The following is a 16,815-nucleotide window of genomic DNA, read 5'->3' on the forward strand; positions in this document are numbered from 1 at the left end:
TGTGGGCGCCTCCGTCAGCCGGCTTGATGACGGAGAACGAGATGGATCAGGCAAGCCCGCAGTGCATGGATGATGAATCGAGTCTGGTGGCGTATCGGCACGACGAGCGTCTGCCGAAGCTGGTGCTGCATTTTTCAGTCATGCCAGGCGCGACGCTGACCTGGCGTGTCGAAGCCGATGGCACGCTCGCCGTGCAAGGCGCGCGCCTCTGGCTCACACGCGTCAGTTCACCTTACGATCATTGGCTCGATCCGGGCCACACATTCCAGCTGCAACGCGGCGAGCGTGTGTGGCTCAGTACGGATGGCGAATGCGCCGCGCGCGTATCGCTGAGCTACGCGCTGCCGGCGCGAGGCGGCCTGCTCAGACGCTGGCTGGGACGGCTCGCGTGGTTGAGTCTGGGGCCGCCTGCGCCGCGTTAGCCGCGCACGTGAAGGCGAGCTGTGTTCGTGGCAAAAAAAACAAAACACCCCTTAAAACAAGGGGTGTTTTTGTGGCATGCGATTGTCCGACGTTACTTCGGCGTCACCTGCACGGCCGCCGCCGACACGAATACCGCGTGGATCGTATCGCCGACCTTGACGTCCTTCAGATCGACGTCGGGACCGGCTTCGAGCGTTTGCGTCTGGTACGCGCCGCGCAGCGTGACCAGACGCTTCTTGCGGTCGATCTTCTGCACGGTGGCGAGCACTTCGATCTGGCGCGCCGATTCGAAGCCGCCCGAGGCCGGGGCGTACACCTGCGTGTCGACACGCGCGCGAATGCCCTTGTCCTTGCCGGTGACCTTCTCGGCCTTCACAAGGAGCGCATTCTTGTAGAGCACGTCCACCTGGTCACCCACCGTCAGCTTGTCGAATCCCTCCACCTGCTGGCCCACGAGCACGACCACCACGTTGCCGCCCTGCCCCTTGAGCGTGAGCGTGCGGGTGCCCGGATCGATACCGACGATCTGCGCCTTCATATGCACCGGCTCCACCGCGCCGACGATGCCTTGCGCGGCACTGGCCATGGCATCTTGCGCCCATGCCGGCTGGGCTGCGGCAAACGCCGCGACCATCAACGCTGCTCCAATCGTCGCTGCCTTCATTTGCATGCTCCTTGAGAGTTTGTTCGATCCAGCGTAACGGCGAGCTGAAACCGCGGAATGCGGACTCTTAACGCCATGAGTGCCTGTGTATCTTCAGGATGGTAGTTTTCAACAGATACGACGCAAACGATTTTACATGCCTGACAACAACCCGCAATTGATTGAATTGTGATTTTCAAATGAATGCGCGCGGCCATTAAAGCGCCGCGGCATGGCGTCACAGCGGCATCCTGTCAGCCGGCCAAGCAAGGATATTCTCACGGCCATTCAGAATGAACGGCGCGTTTTAAATGCAGACAGCATTAAATGCACACTGTGTGGCGACCGAATCGGCAATCGATGTTTTTCCGGTATTCCGCCATAATCAAAAGCGTCATTAGATCGAATTAGACACGCATTCGATATGCTCGCCGCACAAAAAGAAACAGCCTCGTCGCATGAGCGACGAGGCTGTTCATCCAGCTTCAACCGTAGCGCGGACCAAGCCGCTAAACCATCACACCCGCTCGATCGCGATCGCAATGCCCTGGCCGACGCCGATACACATCGTGCACAGCGCAAACCGGCCTTGCGTGCGATGCAGTTGATACATCGCGGTGGTCACCAGACGCGCGCCGCTCATGCCGAGCGGGTGGCCCAGCGCGATCGCGCCGCCGTTCGGATTGACGCGGGCGTCGTCGTCGGCCACGCCGAGTGCGCGCAGCACCGCGAGACCTTGCGACGCGAACGCTTCGTTCAGTTCGATCACGTCGAATTGATCGATGGTCATGTTCAGACGCGCCAGCAGTTTTTGCGTGGCGGGCGCCGGGCCGATGCCCATCACGCGCGGCGCAACGCCGGCGGTGGCGATACCCAGCACGCGGGCGCGCGGCGTGAGGCCGAAGCGCTTCGCCGTTTCTTCATTCGCGAGCAACAGTGCCGCCGCGCCGTCGTTCACGCCCGACGCGTTGCCTGCCGTAACGGTGCCGTCCGGACGCACCACGCCCTTGAGCTTGGCGAGCGTTTCGAGGCTCGTCTCACGCGGATGCTCGTCTTGCAGCACCGTGATCGGATCGCCCTTCTTCTGCGCGATCGTCACGCCGACGATTTCCTGTGCGAGCGTGCCGTCGCGTTGCGCGCGCGCCGCTTTCAGCTGGCTGCGCACGGCAAAAGCGTCCTGATCGGCGCGGCTGATGTTGTAGTCGGTCGCAACGTTCTCGCCCGTTTCCGGCATCGAATCGACGCCGTACATTTTCTTCATCAGCGGGTTCACGAAACGCCAGCCGATGGTCGTGTCGTAGATGTCCGCCTGACGCGAAAACGCGGTGGGCGCCTTGCCCATCACGAACGGCGCGCGGCTCATGCTTTCTACCCCGCCGGCCACCATCAACGCGGCCTCGCCCGATTTGATGGCGCGCGCCGCAATGCCGACCGCATCCATGCCCGAACCGCACAGGCGGTTCACCGTCGAGCCCGGCACGCCTTGCGGCAAACCGGCCAGCAACAGCGACATGCGCGCGACGTTGCGGTTGTCCTCGCCGGCCTGATTCGCGCAGCCGTAGATCACGTCGTCGATTGCGTTCCAGTCGACGTCCTTGTTGCGCTCCATCAGCGCCTTGAGCGGCACGGCGCCCAGATCGTCGGCGCGCACCGACGACAGCGAACCCGCATAGCGGCCGATGGGGGTGCGAATCGCGTCGCACAGGAATGCTTCGGTCATGTGATGTCTCCAGTTGATGTGCTGCATGCGCTGCGCCGCGGCCGGATTGCCGGCGTGGCGCGCACCGGACGCACCGGCAAACGCGACGGGAAGCGGCTGCAAGGCAGCCGTCGCATCGATTCAGCTTAGCGCAGGACGATGAACGATGGGCTCGAGAATTCCGCAATTTGTTCTTGATACGAACATACGGTCATATATCGAACAACTAGATACGATAATAGGCGTGTGGCCGAAACCATGTCAAGCGCGGCCAGGCCCGCACCAGGGAATACGTGCAGGCCGCGGCCGTTCTTGCCAAGGATCAGACGAATGACGCGCCCGTGCCCGCAGCCCTGTTTTCAAGGCGCGGGCACGGGGCTGGAGACTGCGTGGGGGTGTTTCTAGCGGAGCTGGATGTGCTCGTCCTCGATATAGCTGCGGATCACGTCGGCAAAATTGCGCTCGCCGCTCAACCCCAGCCCTTCGGCGCGCGACGTATCCCACCGTCCCGGCCAGCTACCCACGATCTTTTCGACGCGCGCATCCGGTTCCCACACGATCCGCCCGGCAACCGCATCGCCCGCCACCTCGCGCAGCGCGGCGACCATTTCGTCGACGCTTACCGAAATACCCGGCAAGTTCAGCACACGCTGGTTACCGAGCGCGGCGGAATCGAGTTCGAGTCCGGCGATCAGGCTCTCGATCGCCTTGCGCGGCGACAGCAGCCACAGGCGCGTCGAGCCCGCGACCGGGCACACCGCCGCTTCGCCGTTCAACGGCTCGCGAATGATGCCGCTCGCGAACGACGACGCCGCCGCATTCGGCTTGCCCGGCCGCACGCTGATGGTGGGCAGGCGCAACACGCGGCCGTCGACGAAACCGCGCCGCGCGTAATCGTTGAGCAGCAACTCGGCGATCGCCTTCTGCGCGCCATACGAGGACTGCGGATTCAACGCGGTATCGTTCTGCACGACCGCGGGCAGTTCGCCGCCATAGACCGCCACGGAACTTGTGAACAGCACGCGCGGCCGGTGGCCACGCTGCCGGCAGGTTTCGAGCAGCAGCCGCGACGCATCCAGATTGATACGCATGCCGAGATCGAAATCCGCTTCGGCCTGACCGCTCACGATCGCGGCCAGATGGAAGATCGCCGAAGTCTTGTCGTCGATCACGAGCTCGAGCACGCTGCGCTCGGCGATGTCGCCCACTTCCGTGCGTACGCGGCTGTCGCCGAAATCGTTGGCTTGCACCACGTCGAGCAACACCAGTTCGGTGATCGCTTGCGGCGTGCCTTGCGTGTCTTTCAGGGAGCCGCGCGCGAGCAGTTCACGCGCGAGACGCTGGCCGAGAAAACCCGCGCCGCCGGTAATCAGTACTTTCATGATGAGTTTCGTCCTTGTTAGCGGGTCGCGTTCAGATACGGTTTGAACCAGCCGAGGCCGGCCGAAGTGCCCGCGCGCGGCCGGTATTCGCAGCCGATGTAGCCGTCGTAGCCGAGCGAGTCGATCAGTTCGAGCAGATACGGGTAGTTCAGCTCACCCGTATCGGGTTCATGCCGTTCCGGCACGCCCGCGATCTGAATGTGGCCGATGCCGCCCATATCGCGTTTGAGTTTCACCGCGAGGTCGCCTTCGACGATCTGGCAGTGGTAGCAGTCGAACTGCACTTTCAGATTCGGCGCACCGACTTCCGCGCAGATCGCTTGCGCCTCGTCCTGACGGGTCAGAAAGAAGCCTGGCATGTCGCGCGTATTGATCGGCTCGATCACGACCGTGATGCCTTCGGCTTGCGCGGCCTTGGCGGCATACGCGAGATTGTTCAGATACACCTCGCGATGTTTCGCGCGCGGCTGATCCGCGCCGATCAGGCCAGCCATCACATGCAGCTTGCGATTGCCGATCACGCGCGCGTAGTCGAGCGCGGTCTGGACGCCGCGCCGGAATTCGTCTTCGCGGCCGGGCAGCGAGGCAATGCCGCGCTCGCCGCCGGCCCAGTCGCCGGGCGGCGCATTGAAGAGTGCTTGTGTGAGACCGTTCGCATCGAGCCGCGCCTTGATCTCGTCGGCGCGGAAATCGTAGGGGAACAGAAACTCGACCGCTTCGAAACCGTCTTGCGCCGCGGCGGCGAAACGGTCGAGGAAAGCGTGCTCGTTGTACATCATCGAGAGGTTGGCGGCGAAGCGAGGCATGGCGGCGACTCCTTAAAAACGGTCTGATGCGGCGCGCGGCAGCGACCCATGCCGCGCGTGAATGTCGATTTATCGGTTGACCAGTTTGGCCGGCGTGAGCCACGTGGCGATCGCGCCGATCACCAGCATGCCGGCCAGCACGTACATACCGGTCTGCGTGCTATGCGTGAGGTCCTTCAGATAGCCGATCATGTAAGGGCTCGCGAAACCCGCGAGATTACCGATCGAATTGATGATCGCGATGCCGGCCGCAGCGGTCGCGCCCGACATGAACGCGGTGGGCAGCGACCAGAAGAGCGGCGCGCAGGTCAGCACACCGGCGGCGGCGAGCGAGAGAAACGCGATCGACACCACCGTGTTATCCGCAAACGAAGCCGCCACCGTGAAGCCGACCGCGCCGAACAACGCCGGCACGATCAGATGCCAGCGGCGCTCACGGCGCTTGTCGGCGCTGTGCCCCATCAGATTCATCACGACGATCGCGCACAGAAACGGAATCGCGCTCAGCAGACCAATATTGAATGCACCAGTCACACCCGTCGATTTGACGAGCGTCGGCATCCAGAACGTCAGGCCGTATTGCCCGGTGACGAACGCGAAATAGATCAGCGACATCCACCACGTGCGCGGATCGCGGAACACCGCGCCAAGCGAATGCTTCTGGGTTTGCTCCTTCGGCTGCGCGGCGGCGATTTCATCGGTGAGCAGGCGCTTTTCGCGTTCGCTCAGCCACTTCGCAGCGGAGATGCCGTTGTCGAGATACAGGATCGTGGCGATGCCGATCAAGATGGCGGGGATCGCTTCGATCAGGAACATCCATTGCCAGCCCGCGAAACCCGAGCTGTTGTGGAACGTCTGCATGATCCAGCCGGACAGCGGATTGCCGAAGATGCCCGACACCGGAATCGCCGACATGAACACCGCGATGATCTTCGCGCGCCGATGTGACGGGAACCAGTAGGTCAGGTACAGGATCACGCCGGGATAGAAACCGGCTTCGGCAAGGCCGAGAAGGAAGCGCAAGATGTAGAACTGCATCGGCGTCTTCACGAACACGAACACTGCCGAGAGCAAGCCCCACGTGATCATGATCCGTGCGATCCAGATCCGCGCGCCGAGCTTGTGCATCAGAATGTTGCTCGGCAACTCGAACAGGAAATAGCCGATGAAGAACACACCGGCACCGAGGCCGAACACCGTTTCGCTGAACGCCAGGTCCTGCGACATCTGCAGTTTCGCGAAACCGACATTCACGCGGTCCAGATAGGCGACCACATAGCACAGCATCAGAAACGGCACGATGCGCCAGAACACTTTCTTATACGTGCGCTCGACTTCGGCGGCGCCGGGTTGTCCGGCGGCGTCGGCTGCAATCGGTTGGCTGGGTGTGGCCTGATACGAACTCATGCATTGTCTCCTTGATGAATGGCCCGATGCGGCGCAACGAGCGCAGCCGGGCTTTGTTATGTCGGTTTCCCTACCAGCGCGCGCCGAACACGGTGCGCAGTTCTTCGAGTGCGGCTTCGTCGAGCGGTGCGGGCCGCGGGGTCGTCATCAACCATAAACGCGCGGTCTCTTCGAGTTCTTCGAGCGCATACGCGGCTTGCGCCACTGACCGCTCCCACACCACCGGACCGAGACGTTCGAGCAGCACGGCGCGAACGCTGTCGGCGAGCGCGGCGATCTGTTCTGCGACCTGCGGATCGCCGGGCCGCTTGTAGCGAATCAGGGGGACGTGGCCCACTTTCATCACGTAGTACGGCGTGATAGGCGGCAGCACGTCGGTCTCGCGCCAGACGCCCGCGAGCGTCAGCGCGACCAGATGCGTCGAATGGGTGTGGACGATTCCGCGTGCCTCGCCGTTGCGCGCATAGATGCCGCGATGCAGCGCCAGCGTTTTCGACGGCCGGCCGCCGGACACCGCGTTGCCGTCGAGATCGACCTTGGCGATATCGGCGGGATCGAGCCGGCCGAGACAGGCATCGGTCGGCGTGATCAGCCAGCCGTCGTCGAGCCGCGCGCTGATGTTGCCGGCGGTGCCCACCGTGTAGCCGCGTTGATAAAGACTCGCGCCGGTCACGCAGATTTCTTCGCGAACGCGCGCTTCGTTGGTCGTATGGAGTGCGGGCGTGCCGGTCATTGCGCGGCTCCGCTCAGACGACGCAGCGCTTTTTCGAAGAAGTCGGTCGTGCCGAAGTTGCCGGATTTCAGTGCGAGCGCCAGCGGCTCGGCGCCGGTCGTGGCGGTGGCGGGCACGCCGGGATCGATCTGCGCGCCGATCCGCAGCGTGTGCACGTCGAGCGCCTGAACGACGGCGCCCGAGGTCTCGCCGCCCGCTACCACGAACTTGCGCACGCCGCGCTCGCGCAGACCGCGAGCAATCGCGGCCAACGTGGATTCGACCAGATGTCCTGCTTCATTCACACCGAGTGCGCGTTGCACCGCCTTGACTTCGTCGGGCGTGGCAGTGGCATAGATCAGCATGGGCTCGGCTTTGTCGAGGTACGGCTGCGCAAAAGCCAGTGCCTGTTCGACGACGTTCTCACCGCGCGCCGCGGCAAGCGGATCGATGCGAAATGCGGGCCGTGTGGCGCGCCACTCCGCGACCTGGGCGTTGGTCGCTTTCGATGCGCTGCCGGCTAGCACCGCCGACAGTCCGTCCACCGGCGGCAACTGCGCGGCGTCGCCCTGTTCTTCGAGCAAACCCGCGCGGCGAAAGTTGGCCGGCAAACCCAACGCGACGCCGGAACCTCCGGTGATCAACGTGAGGTCGGCGCAAGCTTCGCCGAGTACGTAGAGGTCGGCGTCGGACACCGCATCGGCAATCGCCATGCGCACGCCTTCATCGCGCAACGTATCGAACGATTCGCGCACGGCCGACACGCCTCGCGCCACGGCGTCGTAACGCACGAGACCGACTTTCGATCGGGTCTGCCGTTGCAGCACGCTCACGAGGTTGGCATCGCGCATCGGTGTAAGCGGATGGTTTTCCATGCCCGACGCGTTGAGCAACGTGTCGCCGACAAACAGATGGCCGCGAAAGATCGTGCGGCCGTTCTCAGGAAATGCCGGACACGCGATCGTGAACGCATTGACGTTGCCGTTCGCGGATAACGCGTCGAGCAGCGCATCCGTGACCGGGCCGATGTTGCCCGCGTCGGTCGAATCGAATGTCGAGCAGTATTTGAAGAAAAACTGCCGGCAGCCTTGCGCACGCAGCCAGTCGAGCGCGGCGAGCGATTGCGCGACCGCATCGGCGGCGGGAATGGTGCGCGATTTCAGCGCGACCACCAGTGCGTCGGCTTCGAGCGTTTCGCTCGATGCGGGCACGCCGATGGTTTGCACGGTGCGCATGCCGCCGCGCACCAGCATGTTGGCGAGATCGGTGGCGCCGGTGAAGTCGTCGGCGATGCAGCCGAGTAGCGCGCGTTTCGTGTTTGCCGTCATGACGGTCTCCTGCTTACTTCGCCGCCGGCACGTCGATGCCGGGGAAAATCTTGATCACCGCGGAATCGTCTTCACCACCGTGACCGGCCGTGGACGCCATCATGAACATCTGATGCGCCGCCGCCGACAGCGGCAGCGGAAATTTCGAGCGACGCGCGGTATCGAGCACGAGGCCGAGATCCTTGACGAAAATATCGACGGCCGACAGCGGCGTGTAGTCGCCGTTAAGAATGTGCGGCACGCGGTTCTCGAACATCCACGAATTGCCCGCGCTGTGCGTGATGACCTCGTACAACGCATCCGGATCGACACCTTCGCGCAGGCCGAGCGCCATCGCCTCGGCGGCCACCGCGATATGCACGCCGGCCAGCAACTGATTGATGATCTTCACCTTCGACCCGGCGCCGTGCTCGGAGCCGAGGCGGTACACCTTGCCGGCCATCGCGGCCAGCACGTCCTCGCACGCGGCATAGGCCGCAGCAGGACCGGACGTCATCATGGTCATCTCGCCGGAGGCCGCGCGCGCCGCGCCGCCCGAGACCGGCGCGTCGAGCATCTGCAAACCGGCCGCCTCGATCCGCTTGCCGAGTTCGATCGCGAAGTCCGGCGCCACGGTCGCGCTGGCGATCACCACGCCGCCCTTTTTCATCGCTGGGACCGCGCCCTGCTCGCCGAACAGCACGGCCTCGGTTTGCGCGGCATTAACCACCAGCGTGACGACCACCTCGCACTGCGCGCCGAGTTCGGCAGGCGTCGCACAACCCACGCCGCCTTCCGCGACGAACGCATTCAGGATCTCGCTCCGCAGATCGCACGCATGGACCCGCAGACCCGCGCGCAGCAGCGAGCGCGCGACACCCAGGCCCATTGCACCAAGACCGATGACACCGACATTTCTGGACATGCTTGACCTCTATGAATTCGTTGGGCGCTCGCGCCTGAAACTGAGCACTGAATCTGAGCAATGAAGCTCAGCAAATCCCCGCTTCCGCGAGACGCCGTGCCGCGTTGTACATATGAGTTCGCGCCGCATTGCGCGCCGCCATCGGATCGCCTGCGCGAATCGCGGCAGCGATCGCCGCATGCTCTTCGCGCACCTGACGCGAAAAGTCTTCGCGCAGCGCCTCGTTGCGGCGCGTGACGACTGTGCCGGCTTCGAGGTATTGATTCAGGAACGTGAGGGTTTTGAGGAAATACGGATTGCCGGTGGCCGCCGCGATCGCGCGATGGAACGCGACGTCTTCAGCCACGCCGTCCTCGCCTTCGGCCACCGCCGCGTCGATCTTCGCGAGCGCCGCGTCGATCGACATCATGTCGGCGTCGCTGCGACGCATGGCGGCTTCCGACGCGACTTCCGCTTCGATCGCGCGCCGCAACGCGAGAATCTGCACCACCGAGCCGGGTTCGACCGCTTCCGCGTAGTCGATCCGCAGCGGCCGGACCGTGCCGTGCGCGGCGACGAACACGCCGCTGCCCTGGCGCGGCTCGACCACGCCCTCGTTCTTCAGCCGCGAGATCGCCTCGCGGATCACCGTGCGGCTCACCCCGAACTGCTGGGCGAGCACGGCCTCGGTCGGCAGCTTGCCGCCGCGCTCGAAGGTGCCTTTGTCGATCTGCTTGAGAAGCTGCTGCGCGACGGTGTCGCTCAACGCTCTCGCAGGAATCTTGTCGAACATCGATGCCTCGATTGATCATGTTATCGGGTCATCATACAAATTTTAGATGCCGGCTGCATCCATGCAAACCCTGGGATTTTTGTGCATCGGGCCGCAAAGTTGGCGAAACAGAAGGCTTAAGCTATCGTCACGCCTTTAGCGCGCCGCGTGGGGGATTCAAGCGCGGCGCGGGTCCGCCCTTCCTCGAATGCATCCTTCAAGGCCCATGAGCAAAGCCCTGCCGCCGTCTTCCGCCGTTCCCGTCAGCGCCGAACCGGCCCCGGACAAACCGGGCGACTCATATGTGCAGTCGTTCGCGCGCGGCCTCGCGGTGATCCGCGCGTTCGACGCCACGCGCCCCGAACAGACGCTCACAGACGTCGCCGCCGCCACCGGCCTCACACGCGCCGGCGCACGCCGCATTTTGCTGACCCTGCAAACGCTCGGCTATGTGGAGGCCGAAGGGCGCCTGTTCCGCCTCACGCCGAAGATTCTCGACCTCGGCTTCGCGTATCTGACCTCCATGCCGTTCTGGAACCTCGCCGAGCCGGTGATGGAACAACTGTCGGCGCAGGTCCACGAGAGCTGCTCGGCGGCCGTGCTCGACCGCACCGAGATCGTCTACGTGCTGCGCGTGCCGACTCACAAAATCATGACGATCAACCTGTCGATCGGCAGCCGGCTGCCAGCCTATTGCACGTCGATGGGCCGCGTGCTGCTCGCCGCGCTCGACGAGGAAACGCTCGAGACGACCCTGAATTCGGCGCCGCTCTACGCGCACACGCCGCGCACGGTCACCGACAAGGAAGAGTTGAAGAAGCTGATCGCGCAGGTGCGCCGCCAAGGCTGGGCGATCGTCGATCAGGAACTGGAAGGCGGACTGATTTCCCTGTCCGCGCCGATCCGCAATCGCCAGGGACGCGTGATCGCCGCGATGAATATCAGCGGCAATGCGCAGCGCAATTCGGCCAAGCAGATGGTGAAGGCGTTTCTGGAGCCGCTGCAGCACGCCGCGCAAACCGTCTCGGAGATGGTGGCACGGCGCGGGTAATTCCGGTCGTGGGCGCCGCGTCATGACGGCGCCCTGTTCGAGCAATCAATCGATCGGCTTATCCGCCGTTTCCTTCAACATCGAGACCGCGATCAACGACACCACGACGCACGCGGCGACATACCCGGCCGGCGCCAGCTTGCTGCCGGTCAGCTTGATCAGCCAGGTCGCGACGAGTTGCGCGGTCCCGCCGAACACGCACACGCTCAACGCATACGCGATCGAAATGCCGGTGGCGCGCACGCGCCGCGGAAACGACTCGCACATCAAGGCGAATTCCGACGCCGAGCCCATCGAGTAGAACAGCAGCATCAGCGCGGTCAGCGACATGATGACGGGCAACTGCGGAAAGCGGTTGATCAGCATGAAAGCCGGAAATAGCAGCAGCACCAGCACGCCGCGTCCGAACAGGATAGGCCGCTTACGGCTGCCGATGCGATCCGACAGCATGCCGAAGAGCGGACACGTGATCAGCATCACGAAGCCCGAGGCGACGCCCACCAGCATCGACAGCGACATCGGCAGGCCGAGCGTGTGGATCGCGTAGGTCGGCATGTAGAAGGTCAGAATGTAGGTCGAGACCGTGCCGCCCATCACCGTCAGCGTGATCAGGATGAGCGGGCGCAAATGGCTAGTGAAGAGTTCATGCAGCACGCCGCGCTCGATGGCGTGGCTGTGCGCGCTGGCCGCGTCGTCGGCCAAGCGGCGGCGCAGGTACATGCCGACCGGCGCGATCAGCACGCCGAGCAGGAACGGAATGCGCCAACCCCAGCTTTCCAGCGACTCTTTCGGCAACGCGCCAGACAGCGCCGCCGCGATGCCCGAGCCCATCAGCGCGGCGCCGCCTTGCGTGGCCAGTTGCCAGCTCGCGCGAAAGCCGCGCCGCGTGCCGCCGCCCTGTTCGAGCAGTGTGGATGTGGCCGCGCCGAACTCCCCACCTTGCGAGAAGCCTTGCACGAGACGCGCCAGCACGATCAGCAAAGGCGCGGCGAGACCGATCTGCGCATAGGTCGGCGCGATCGCGATCAGGCCGGTGCTCACCGCCATCAGCATGATGGTCAGATTGAGCGCGGCTTTGCGGCCCTTGCGGTCCGCGTACACGCCGAGCATGACGCTGCCGAGCGGCCGCGTGATGAAGCCCGCCGCGAAGGTCGCCACCGACAGCAGCAACGACGTAGTCGGATCCGCCGACGGGAAATACAGCTTGCCGATGATCACGGCAAAAAACCCGTACACGGTGAAGTCGAAGAACTCGAGCCAGTTGCCGATCACCGCGGCGGCGATCGCGCCGCGGCTGGCGGGCCGGCTCGCCTGAACGGCGTGGCTCGCATTGGTCGTGGTACTCATCGCGTGGTCTTCCTCGTCGTTATGGTTGTGGGACTCGACTCAGGCGCGGCTCGCCGCACCGGATCACTGGCCGAGATAGCGCTCCACCAGCCGCGTCCAGAACGCCGCGCCGACCGGCAAATTGCGGTCGTTGAAGTCGTAGTGCGGGTTGTGCACCATGCAGCCGTCTTCGCCCGCGCCGTTGCCGATGCGCAGGAACGTGCCCGGCCGCTTCTGCAGCATGAAGGCAAAGTCTTCGCTGCCCATCAGGATGTCGGTCTGCGCGACCACCTTGTCGTCGCCGACCAGTTCGCGCGCCACCTCCACCGCGAAGTCCGTTTCGGCATCCGAATTGACCACCACCGGATAGCCTTCGATGTACTCCACCACCGCCTTGCCGCCGTAGCTCGCGGCCTGGCTTTCGGCGAGCTCGGTAATGCGTTTCTTCAGCAGCGCGCGCACTTCGGGGCTAAACGAGCGCACGCTCAGCTCCAGCTTCGCGCTGCTCGAAATCACGTTGTTCGCGGTGCCCGCATGCATCGAGCCGACTGTCACCACCGCCGGTTGCGACGGATCGACGTTGCGCGCGACGATCGTCTGCAACGCCATCACGATGCTCGCCGCCACCACCACCGGATCGACCGTGAGATGCGGACGCGCCGCGTGGCCGCCGACGCCTTCAATCGTAATGATCGCCTTGTCGCCCGCCGACATGAACGGCCCTTTGCGGAACAGCAGCACGCCCGGCTCTTCGCCCGGATGGTTGTGCACGCCGAACACGGCGTCACAGGGGAAGCGCTCGAACAGGCCGTCGTTGATCATCTTCAGCGCGCCGCTGTCGATGCCGCTCTCCTCGGCCGGCTGGAAGTACAGATGCACCGTGCCGGAAAAATTGCGCGTGGCCGCGAGCCGTTGCGCGGCGCCGAGCAGCATCGTCGTGTGCCCGTCGTGGCCGCATGCGTGCATCTTGCCATGCGTGCCGCTCGCATACGGCAGGCCGGTTTGCTCGACGATCGGCAGCGCGTCCATGTCGGCGCGAATGCCGATGCTGCGCTTGCCGTCGCCCACCTTCAGCGTGCCCACCACACCCGTCTGGCCGACGCCGCGCGTGACCTGCCAGCCCCATTGCTCGAGCTTCTCGGCGACCAGCGCGCTCGTCTGGTGTTCCTCGTAGGCCAGTTCCGGGTGGTGGTGAATGTGATGGCGAATCTCGCGCAGGCTGTCGGCGGCGGGCGCCAGGTCGGACACTTCGGTAAAACGCGCGGCTTCGCTCATCTCTAGGGCTCCATGGATTCATGGCCGCATCAAAACGCGGCCAACAGGCCAGCACTATAGCCACGCCGTTTTGTTCGAATAAGATGCTGTTTTTTTCACCCCGATTAACAAGCGTTATATACGGGATTACCCCAATGAAACCGCAGCAGTTGCAGGCGTTCGTCGCCGCCGCCCATCACCGCAGTCTGCGCGCCGCCGCGCGCGAACTCGGCGTGACGCAACCGGCCGTCACGCATACGATCCGCGAGCTCGAAAGCGCGCTGAATGCCGAACTGATGGTGCGCAGCGTGCGCGGCATCGAATTGACGGCATGCGGGCTCGCGCTGCTGCCGCGCGCCGAGCAGTTGCTGGGCGACATGCGGCGCACGGTCGAAGCCGTCGAACAGGTGAAGGGAGAACTGGCCGGCAAGGTCAGCGTGGGCACCATGCCGTCGATCGCGCTCACGGCGCTGCCCCATGCGGTCTCGAAGTTTCGCCGCGCGATGCCGCTGGTCAATCTGCATCTGGAAGAAGTGACGATCCCGGACGCCGTCGCGCGTTTGCGCAACGGCGCGCTGGATATCGCGGCGATCCATCACGTGCAGGCGCTCGACAGCGATCTGGTGCAAGCGCCGCTCTATTCGACGCAGTTCGTCGTCGCCATGCGCGCCGGGCATCCGCTGGCCAACGTGACGCGCCTGCATGAACTGCTCGACGCGGAGTGGATCGTGACCGTGGGCGCCGATCACTTCCCGCACAGCGTGATGATGGCGATGTTCAACGCGCACGGCCTGCCGGTGCCGAAGCGGCTGGTGCGCGCGCCGTCGTCGTTCGCGGTGACGCTCGGACTGGTGTCGCAAACCGATGTGATCGGCTGCTTCACGCGGCCGCTCGCGCAGATGGTCGCGCCGCTCGGCATCCGCGTCGCGCAGATCGAAGAGGCGCTGCCGAACTACGATCTGAGCATCATTTCGCGGCGCGGCCTGCTGCCGACGCCGGCCGTCCTGCAGTTCGTGTCCTGCCTGCAGGACGCCACGCGGGAACGCATGGCGATGGCCGAATAATACGGCTTACTGAACGTCGGCTTCCGCCTTGAGGAACGCAATCAACGCATGCCCGGCTTCGTTCAGCTCGCCGGAATTGTCGATCGTGGTGCAGCGCACGCCATCCGGCAACGAGAACGGCGCGCGGCGCGCGAGCCGCGCCGCCACCTGTTCCGCCGATTCGCGTGCCCGCGCGCCGAGCCGGGCTTCGAGAATATGCGGCGCGGCGTCCACATGCACCACTTCCGTATTCGGATAACGCGCCAGCACATGCTGCAAATGCTGACGCGAGCCGTTGACGACTACCGTGCAGCCGCGTGCCAGCCACACATCGAGTTCGATACCGATGCCATAGCGCAGCGAGTGGCTCGACCATTCGAGCGCGAACAGGCCGAGCACGGAACGCGCCGCGAACTCTTCGACGCTCAACGCCACGTGTGCCTCGCCATTGCCGCTCGGCCGCGTGATGTAGCGATGCGCGAACAGAATCGGCTCGCCCATCAAGTGCTTGCGCGCGAACTCCAGCAACGAATCCTTGCCCGCGCCGGACGGCCCCATTACATAGATCAAACGACCTGTCATTGTTATTTCACCTCGTCGGTCCGGAACGGCATACGTTGCCACAGCACGAACGGCTCGCCGGGAGCCGGTTCGACGAAGAGCGCGGCGTGATCGACAAGCAGCGGCCCGAGCGCGGCCGTTCGCGCCTGCCACCATGCGACCAGCGTGGCGCGCTCCTGCGCGTCGGCGAGTGAACTGGAAAGCGTCATGTGAAATCGGAATTCGTCGAACACGTACGGATAACCCCATTCGATCAGCAACGCGCGTTGCCGTTCGCTGAGCGGGGCCGCCAAACGGCGTGCCAGATCGGCCGCGGACTGCCGCGCGCGCAAGGCATCGAGCGTTTGCAGCGCGCTCGTGGCCACGTCGCGGATGCTGGCTTCGCCTTGCGCATCGGCGGGCCGCAATGCCACGAAATCGCCGAGCGTCGCGGCTTCCACCGGCAACGCGAATGCGCTTTGGTTCCGCGCCCACTCACGCGTGGCTTGCAATACGTGTGCCTGCGTCACGCCGTCGGCGAGTCGAAACGGCGCGACCAATGTGCCGTGCCAACCATAGCGGCGCGGCGCTTCGGTGAGTTCTGCGAGTGGACGCGACAACTCGGGAGGTTGAGGAGATTCGCAGCGCTCGCCGCTTTCCGCGTCGCGCGCGAGCCACGCCGAGCCGGCCTGCCACCACGCCGATTCACGCGACGGCGCGTAATACACAGCGAAACGAGCGTCGGCACCCCATACGGCGCCGCTCATAAGTCGTGCTCCACCAGCAGTTGCACACGGTCCGCGGCAAAGTGCGTGAAGCCGTATTTGACCGGCGTGCCTTGCAGATCGACATCGACGTTTTCGACCCACAGCACCGGTTGCTGACGGTTGATATTCAAACGCCGCGCCACCTCCGGCTCGGGCAGCACGCTGCCGATACGGCTCCACTTGCGCAGATAGTCGTTCACGCCGAATTCCGCCATGGCCTTGGTGATGCCGCCGGTGCGCTCCAGCACCTCCGGCAGGTCCGCGAAACGCACCGCGGGATACCAGTTGCGCGCGAACGTGAGCGGCACGCCGTCGGATTCATGCAGCGATTCGATCCGGTAGACCGACGCGCCGGCCCGCAGGCTCAACGCCTTCGCGACGCTCGGCTCGGCCTTCACGCGCGCGGCCGACAACATCGTGCCCGCCGCGGCGTGATGCTGCTGGCGCAAGTTTTCTGTAAACCGCGTGCGGCGGCCAATCGTATAGTCGATGGCGCCGGGCTGCACGAAGGTGCCGCGCCCCTGCTCGACGCTGACGAGGCCCAACGCCGCGAGACCCAGCATGGCCCGGCGCACGGTATGCCGGTTCACGTCGAAGCGTTTCGCGAGTTCGCCCTCGCTCGGCAGGCGCCCTTCTTCGCCGAAACCGCTGGCGGCGATCTCCGCCGCCAGGATCTGCTCGATCTGCCGCCACACGGCAACGCCCGCGCCGCGTTCGAGCATCGTGCCCGGCGTCGCGTTGTCGTTCGATGTCATGGTGCTGTCATTCCCTTGGGTTCA

Annotated in this window: 17 protein-coding genes; 3 read left to right on the forward strand and 14 right to left on the reverse strand. The window is 64.6% G+C overall.

Annotation, left to right across the window (positions count from 1 at the left end; genetic code table 11):
• Nucleotides 1–41 precede the first annotated feature (41 nt).
• On the forward strand, nucleotides 42–422 hold the full coding sequence (locus P0D73_RS20045; RefSeq protein ID WP_408432680.1) for a DUF2917 domain-containing protein: 381 nt from the start codon (nucleotides 42–44) through the stop codon (nucleotides 420–422).
• Between the two features lie 92 nt (nucleotides 423–514).
• Here P0D73_RS20045 and P0D73_RS20050 read toward each other — a convergent pair whose 3' ends face one another.
• From P0D73_RS20050 to P0D73_RS20090, 9 genes are all read right to left on the reverse strand, one after another.
• Complete coding sequence (locus P0D73_RS20050; RefSeq protein ID WP_408432682.1) at nucleotides 515–1,087, reverse strand: hypothetical protein; 573 nt, start codon at nucleotides 1,085–1,087, stop codon at nucleotides 515–517.
• 496 nt (nucleotides 1,088–1,583) lie between these two features.
• A complete protein-coding gene (gene pcaF, locus P0D73_RS20055; protein WP_132382383.1) occupies nucleotides 1,584–2,786 on the reverse strand; it encodes a 3-oxoadipyl-CoA thiolase in 1,203 nt (400 codons plus the stop codon).
• Between the two features lie 380 nt (nucleotides 2,787–3,166).
• Nucleotides 3,167–4,147, reverse strand: coding sequence for a D-erythronate dehydrogenase (gene denD / locus P0D73_RS20060; RefSeq protein WP_408314692.1), 981 nt, complete (start codon nucleotides 4,145–4,147; stop codon nucleotides 3,167–3,169).
• Between the two features lie 17 nt (nucleotides 4,148–4,164).
• On the reverse strand, nucleotides 4,165–4,953 hold the full coding sequence (otnI, locus tag P0D73_RS20065; RefSeq protein ID WP_408177040.1) for a 2-oxo-tetronate isomerase: 789 nt from the start codon (nucleotides 4,951–4,953) through the stop codon (nucleotides 4,165–4,167).
• Between the two features lie 69 nt (nucleotides 4,954–5,022).
• Nucleotides 5,023–6,360, reverse strand: coding sequence for an MFS transporter (locus tag P0D73_RS20070; RefSeq protein ID WP_408177039.1), 1,338 nt, complete (start codon nucleotides 6,358–6,360; stop codon nucleotides 5,023–5,025).
• A 70-nt stretch (nucleotides 6,361–6,430) separates the two neighbouring features.
• Entirely contained in the window at nucleotides 6,431–7,093 is a 663-nt protein-coding gene (gene otnC, locus P0D73_RS20075) for a 3-oxo-tetronate 4-phosphate decarboxylase (protein WP_408177038.1), read from the reverse strand.
• Nucleotides 7,090–8,400, reverse strand: coding sequence for a 3-oxo-tetronate kinase (gene otnK, locus P0D73_RS20080; protein ID WP_408177037.1), 1,311 nt, complete (start codon nucleotides 8,398–8,400; stop codon nucleotides 7,090–7,092). Before otnK ends, otnC begins: the two co-directional genes overlap by 4 nt.
• Nucleotides 8,401–8,413: 13 nt before the next feature.
• Nucleotides 8,414–9,304 carry an L-threonate dehydrogenase gene (gene ltnD / locus P0D73_RS20085; protein WP_408177036.1) on the reverse strand — a complete coding sequence of 297 codons (891 nt, stop codon included), beginning with the start codon at nucleotides 9,302–9,304 and terminating at the stop codon, nucleotides 8,414–8,416.
• Between the two features lie 67 nt (nucleotides 9,305–9,371).
• Nucleotides 9,372–10,076 carry a FadR/GntR family transcriptional regulator gene (locus P0D73_RS20090; RefSeq protein WP_132382369.1) on the reverse strand — a complete coding sequence of 235 codons (705 nt, stop codon included), beginning with the start codon at nucleotides 10,074–10,076 and terminating at the stop codon, nucleotides 9,372–9,374.
• A gap of 205 nt (nucleotides 10,077–10,281) precedes the next feature.
• Between P0D73_RS20090 and P0D73_RS20095 the strand changes: the two genes are divergently transcribed.
• Nucleotides 10,282–11,106 carry an IclR family transcriptional regulator gene (locus P0D73_RS20095; protein ID WP_132382367.1) on the forward strand — a complete coding sequence of 275 codons (825 nt, stop codon included), beginning with the start codon at nucleotides 10,282–10,284 and terminating at the stop codon, nucleotides 11,104–11,106.
• Nucleotides 11,107–11,151: 45 nt separating this feature from the next.
• On the opposite strand, the gene P0D73_RS20100 is transcribed toward P0D73_RS20095, so the two are convergent.
• Both P0D73_RS20100 and P0D73_RS20105 read right to left on the reverse strand, forming a co-directional pair.
• A complete protein-coding gene (locus P0D73_RS20100) occupies nucleotides 11,152–12,453 on the reverse strand; it encodes an MFS transporter (RefSeq protein ID WP_408177035.1) in 1,302 nt (433 codons plus the stop codon).
• A 63-nt stretch (nucleotides 12,454–12,516) separates the two neighbouring features.
• Nucleotides 12,517–13,707 carry a M20 aminoacylase family protein gene (locus P0D73_RS20105; RefSeq protein ID WP_408177033.1) on the reverse strand — a complete coding sequence of 397 codons (1,191 nt, stop codon included), beginning with the start codon at nucleotides 13,705–13,707 and terminating at the stop codon, nucleotides 12,517–12,519.
• A gap of 134 nt (nucleotides 13,708–13,841) precedes the next feature.
• On the opposite strand from P0D73_RS20105, the gene P0D73_RS20110 reads away from it, so the two are divergent.
• Complete coding sequence (locus P0D73_RS20110) at nucleotides 13,842–14,750, forward strand: LysR family transcriptional regulator (RefSeq protein ID WP_132382255.1); 909 nt, start codon at nucleotides 13,842–13,844, stop codon at nucleotides 14,748–14,750.
• Nucleotides 14,751–14,756: 6 nt separating this feature from the next.
• Here the strand turns inward: P0D73_RS20110 and phnN are convergent, their stop codons facing one another.
• The 3 genes from phnN to phnF are packed head-to-tail and all read right to left on the reverse strand — an operon-like array spanning nucleotide 14,757 to nucleotide 16,791.
• Nucleotides 14,757–15,311, reverse strand: coding sequence for a phosphonate metabolism protein/1,5-bisphosphokinase (PRPP-forming) PhnN (gene phnN / locus P0D73_RS20115; protein ID WP_132382253.1), 555 nt, complete (start codon nucleotides 15,309–15,311; stop codon nucleotides 14,757–14,759).
• 2 nt (nucleotides 15,312–15,313) lie between these two features.
• The gene (locus P0D73_RS20120; RefSeq protein ID WP_408177032.1) at nucleotides 15,314–16,036 is read right to left on the reverse strand and encodes a DUF1045 domain-containing protein; all 723 of its coding nucleotides are present in this window, start codon (nucleotides 16,034–16,036) and stop codon (nucleotides 15,314–15,316) included.
• Nucleotides 16,033–16,791, reverse strand: coding sequence for a phosphonate metabolism transcriptional regulator PhnF (gene phnF / locus P0D73_RS20125; RefSeq protein WP_408177031.1), 759 nt, complete (start codon nucleotides 16,789–16,791; stop codon nucleotides 16,033–16,035). The genes P0D73_RS20120 and phnF overlap by 4 nt, the downstream gene beginning before the upstream one ends.
• Nucleotides 16,792–16,815 lie beyond the last annotated feature (24 nt).

The organism is Paraburkholderia sp. RL18-101-BIB-B, assembly GCF_046026985.1.
Classification (GTDB): Bacteria; Pseudomonadota; Gammaproteobacteria; order Burkholderiales; family Burkholderiaceae; genus Paraburkholderia.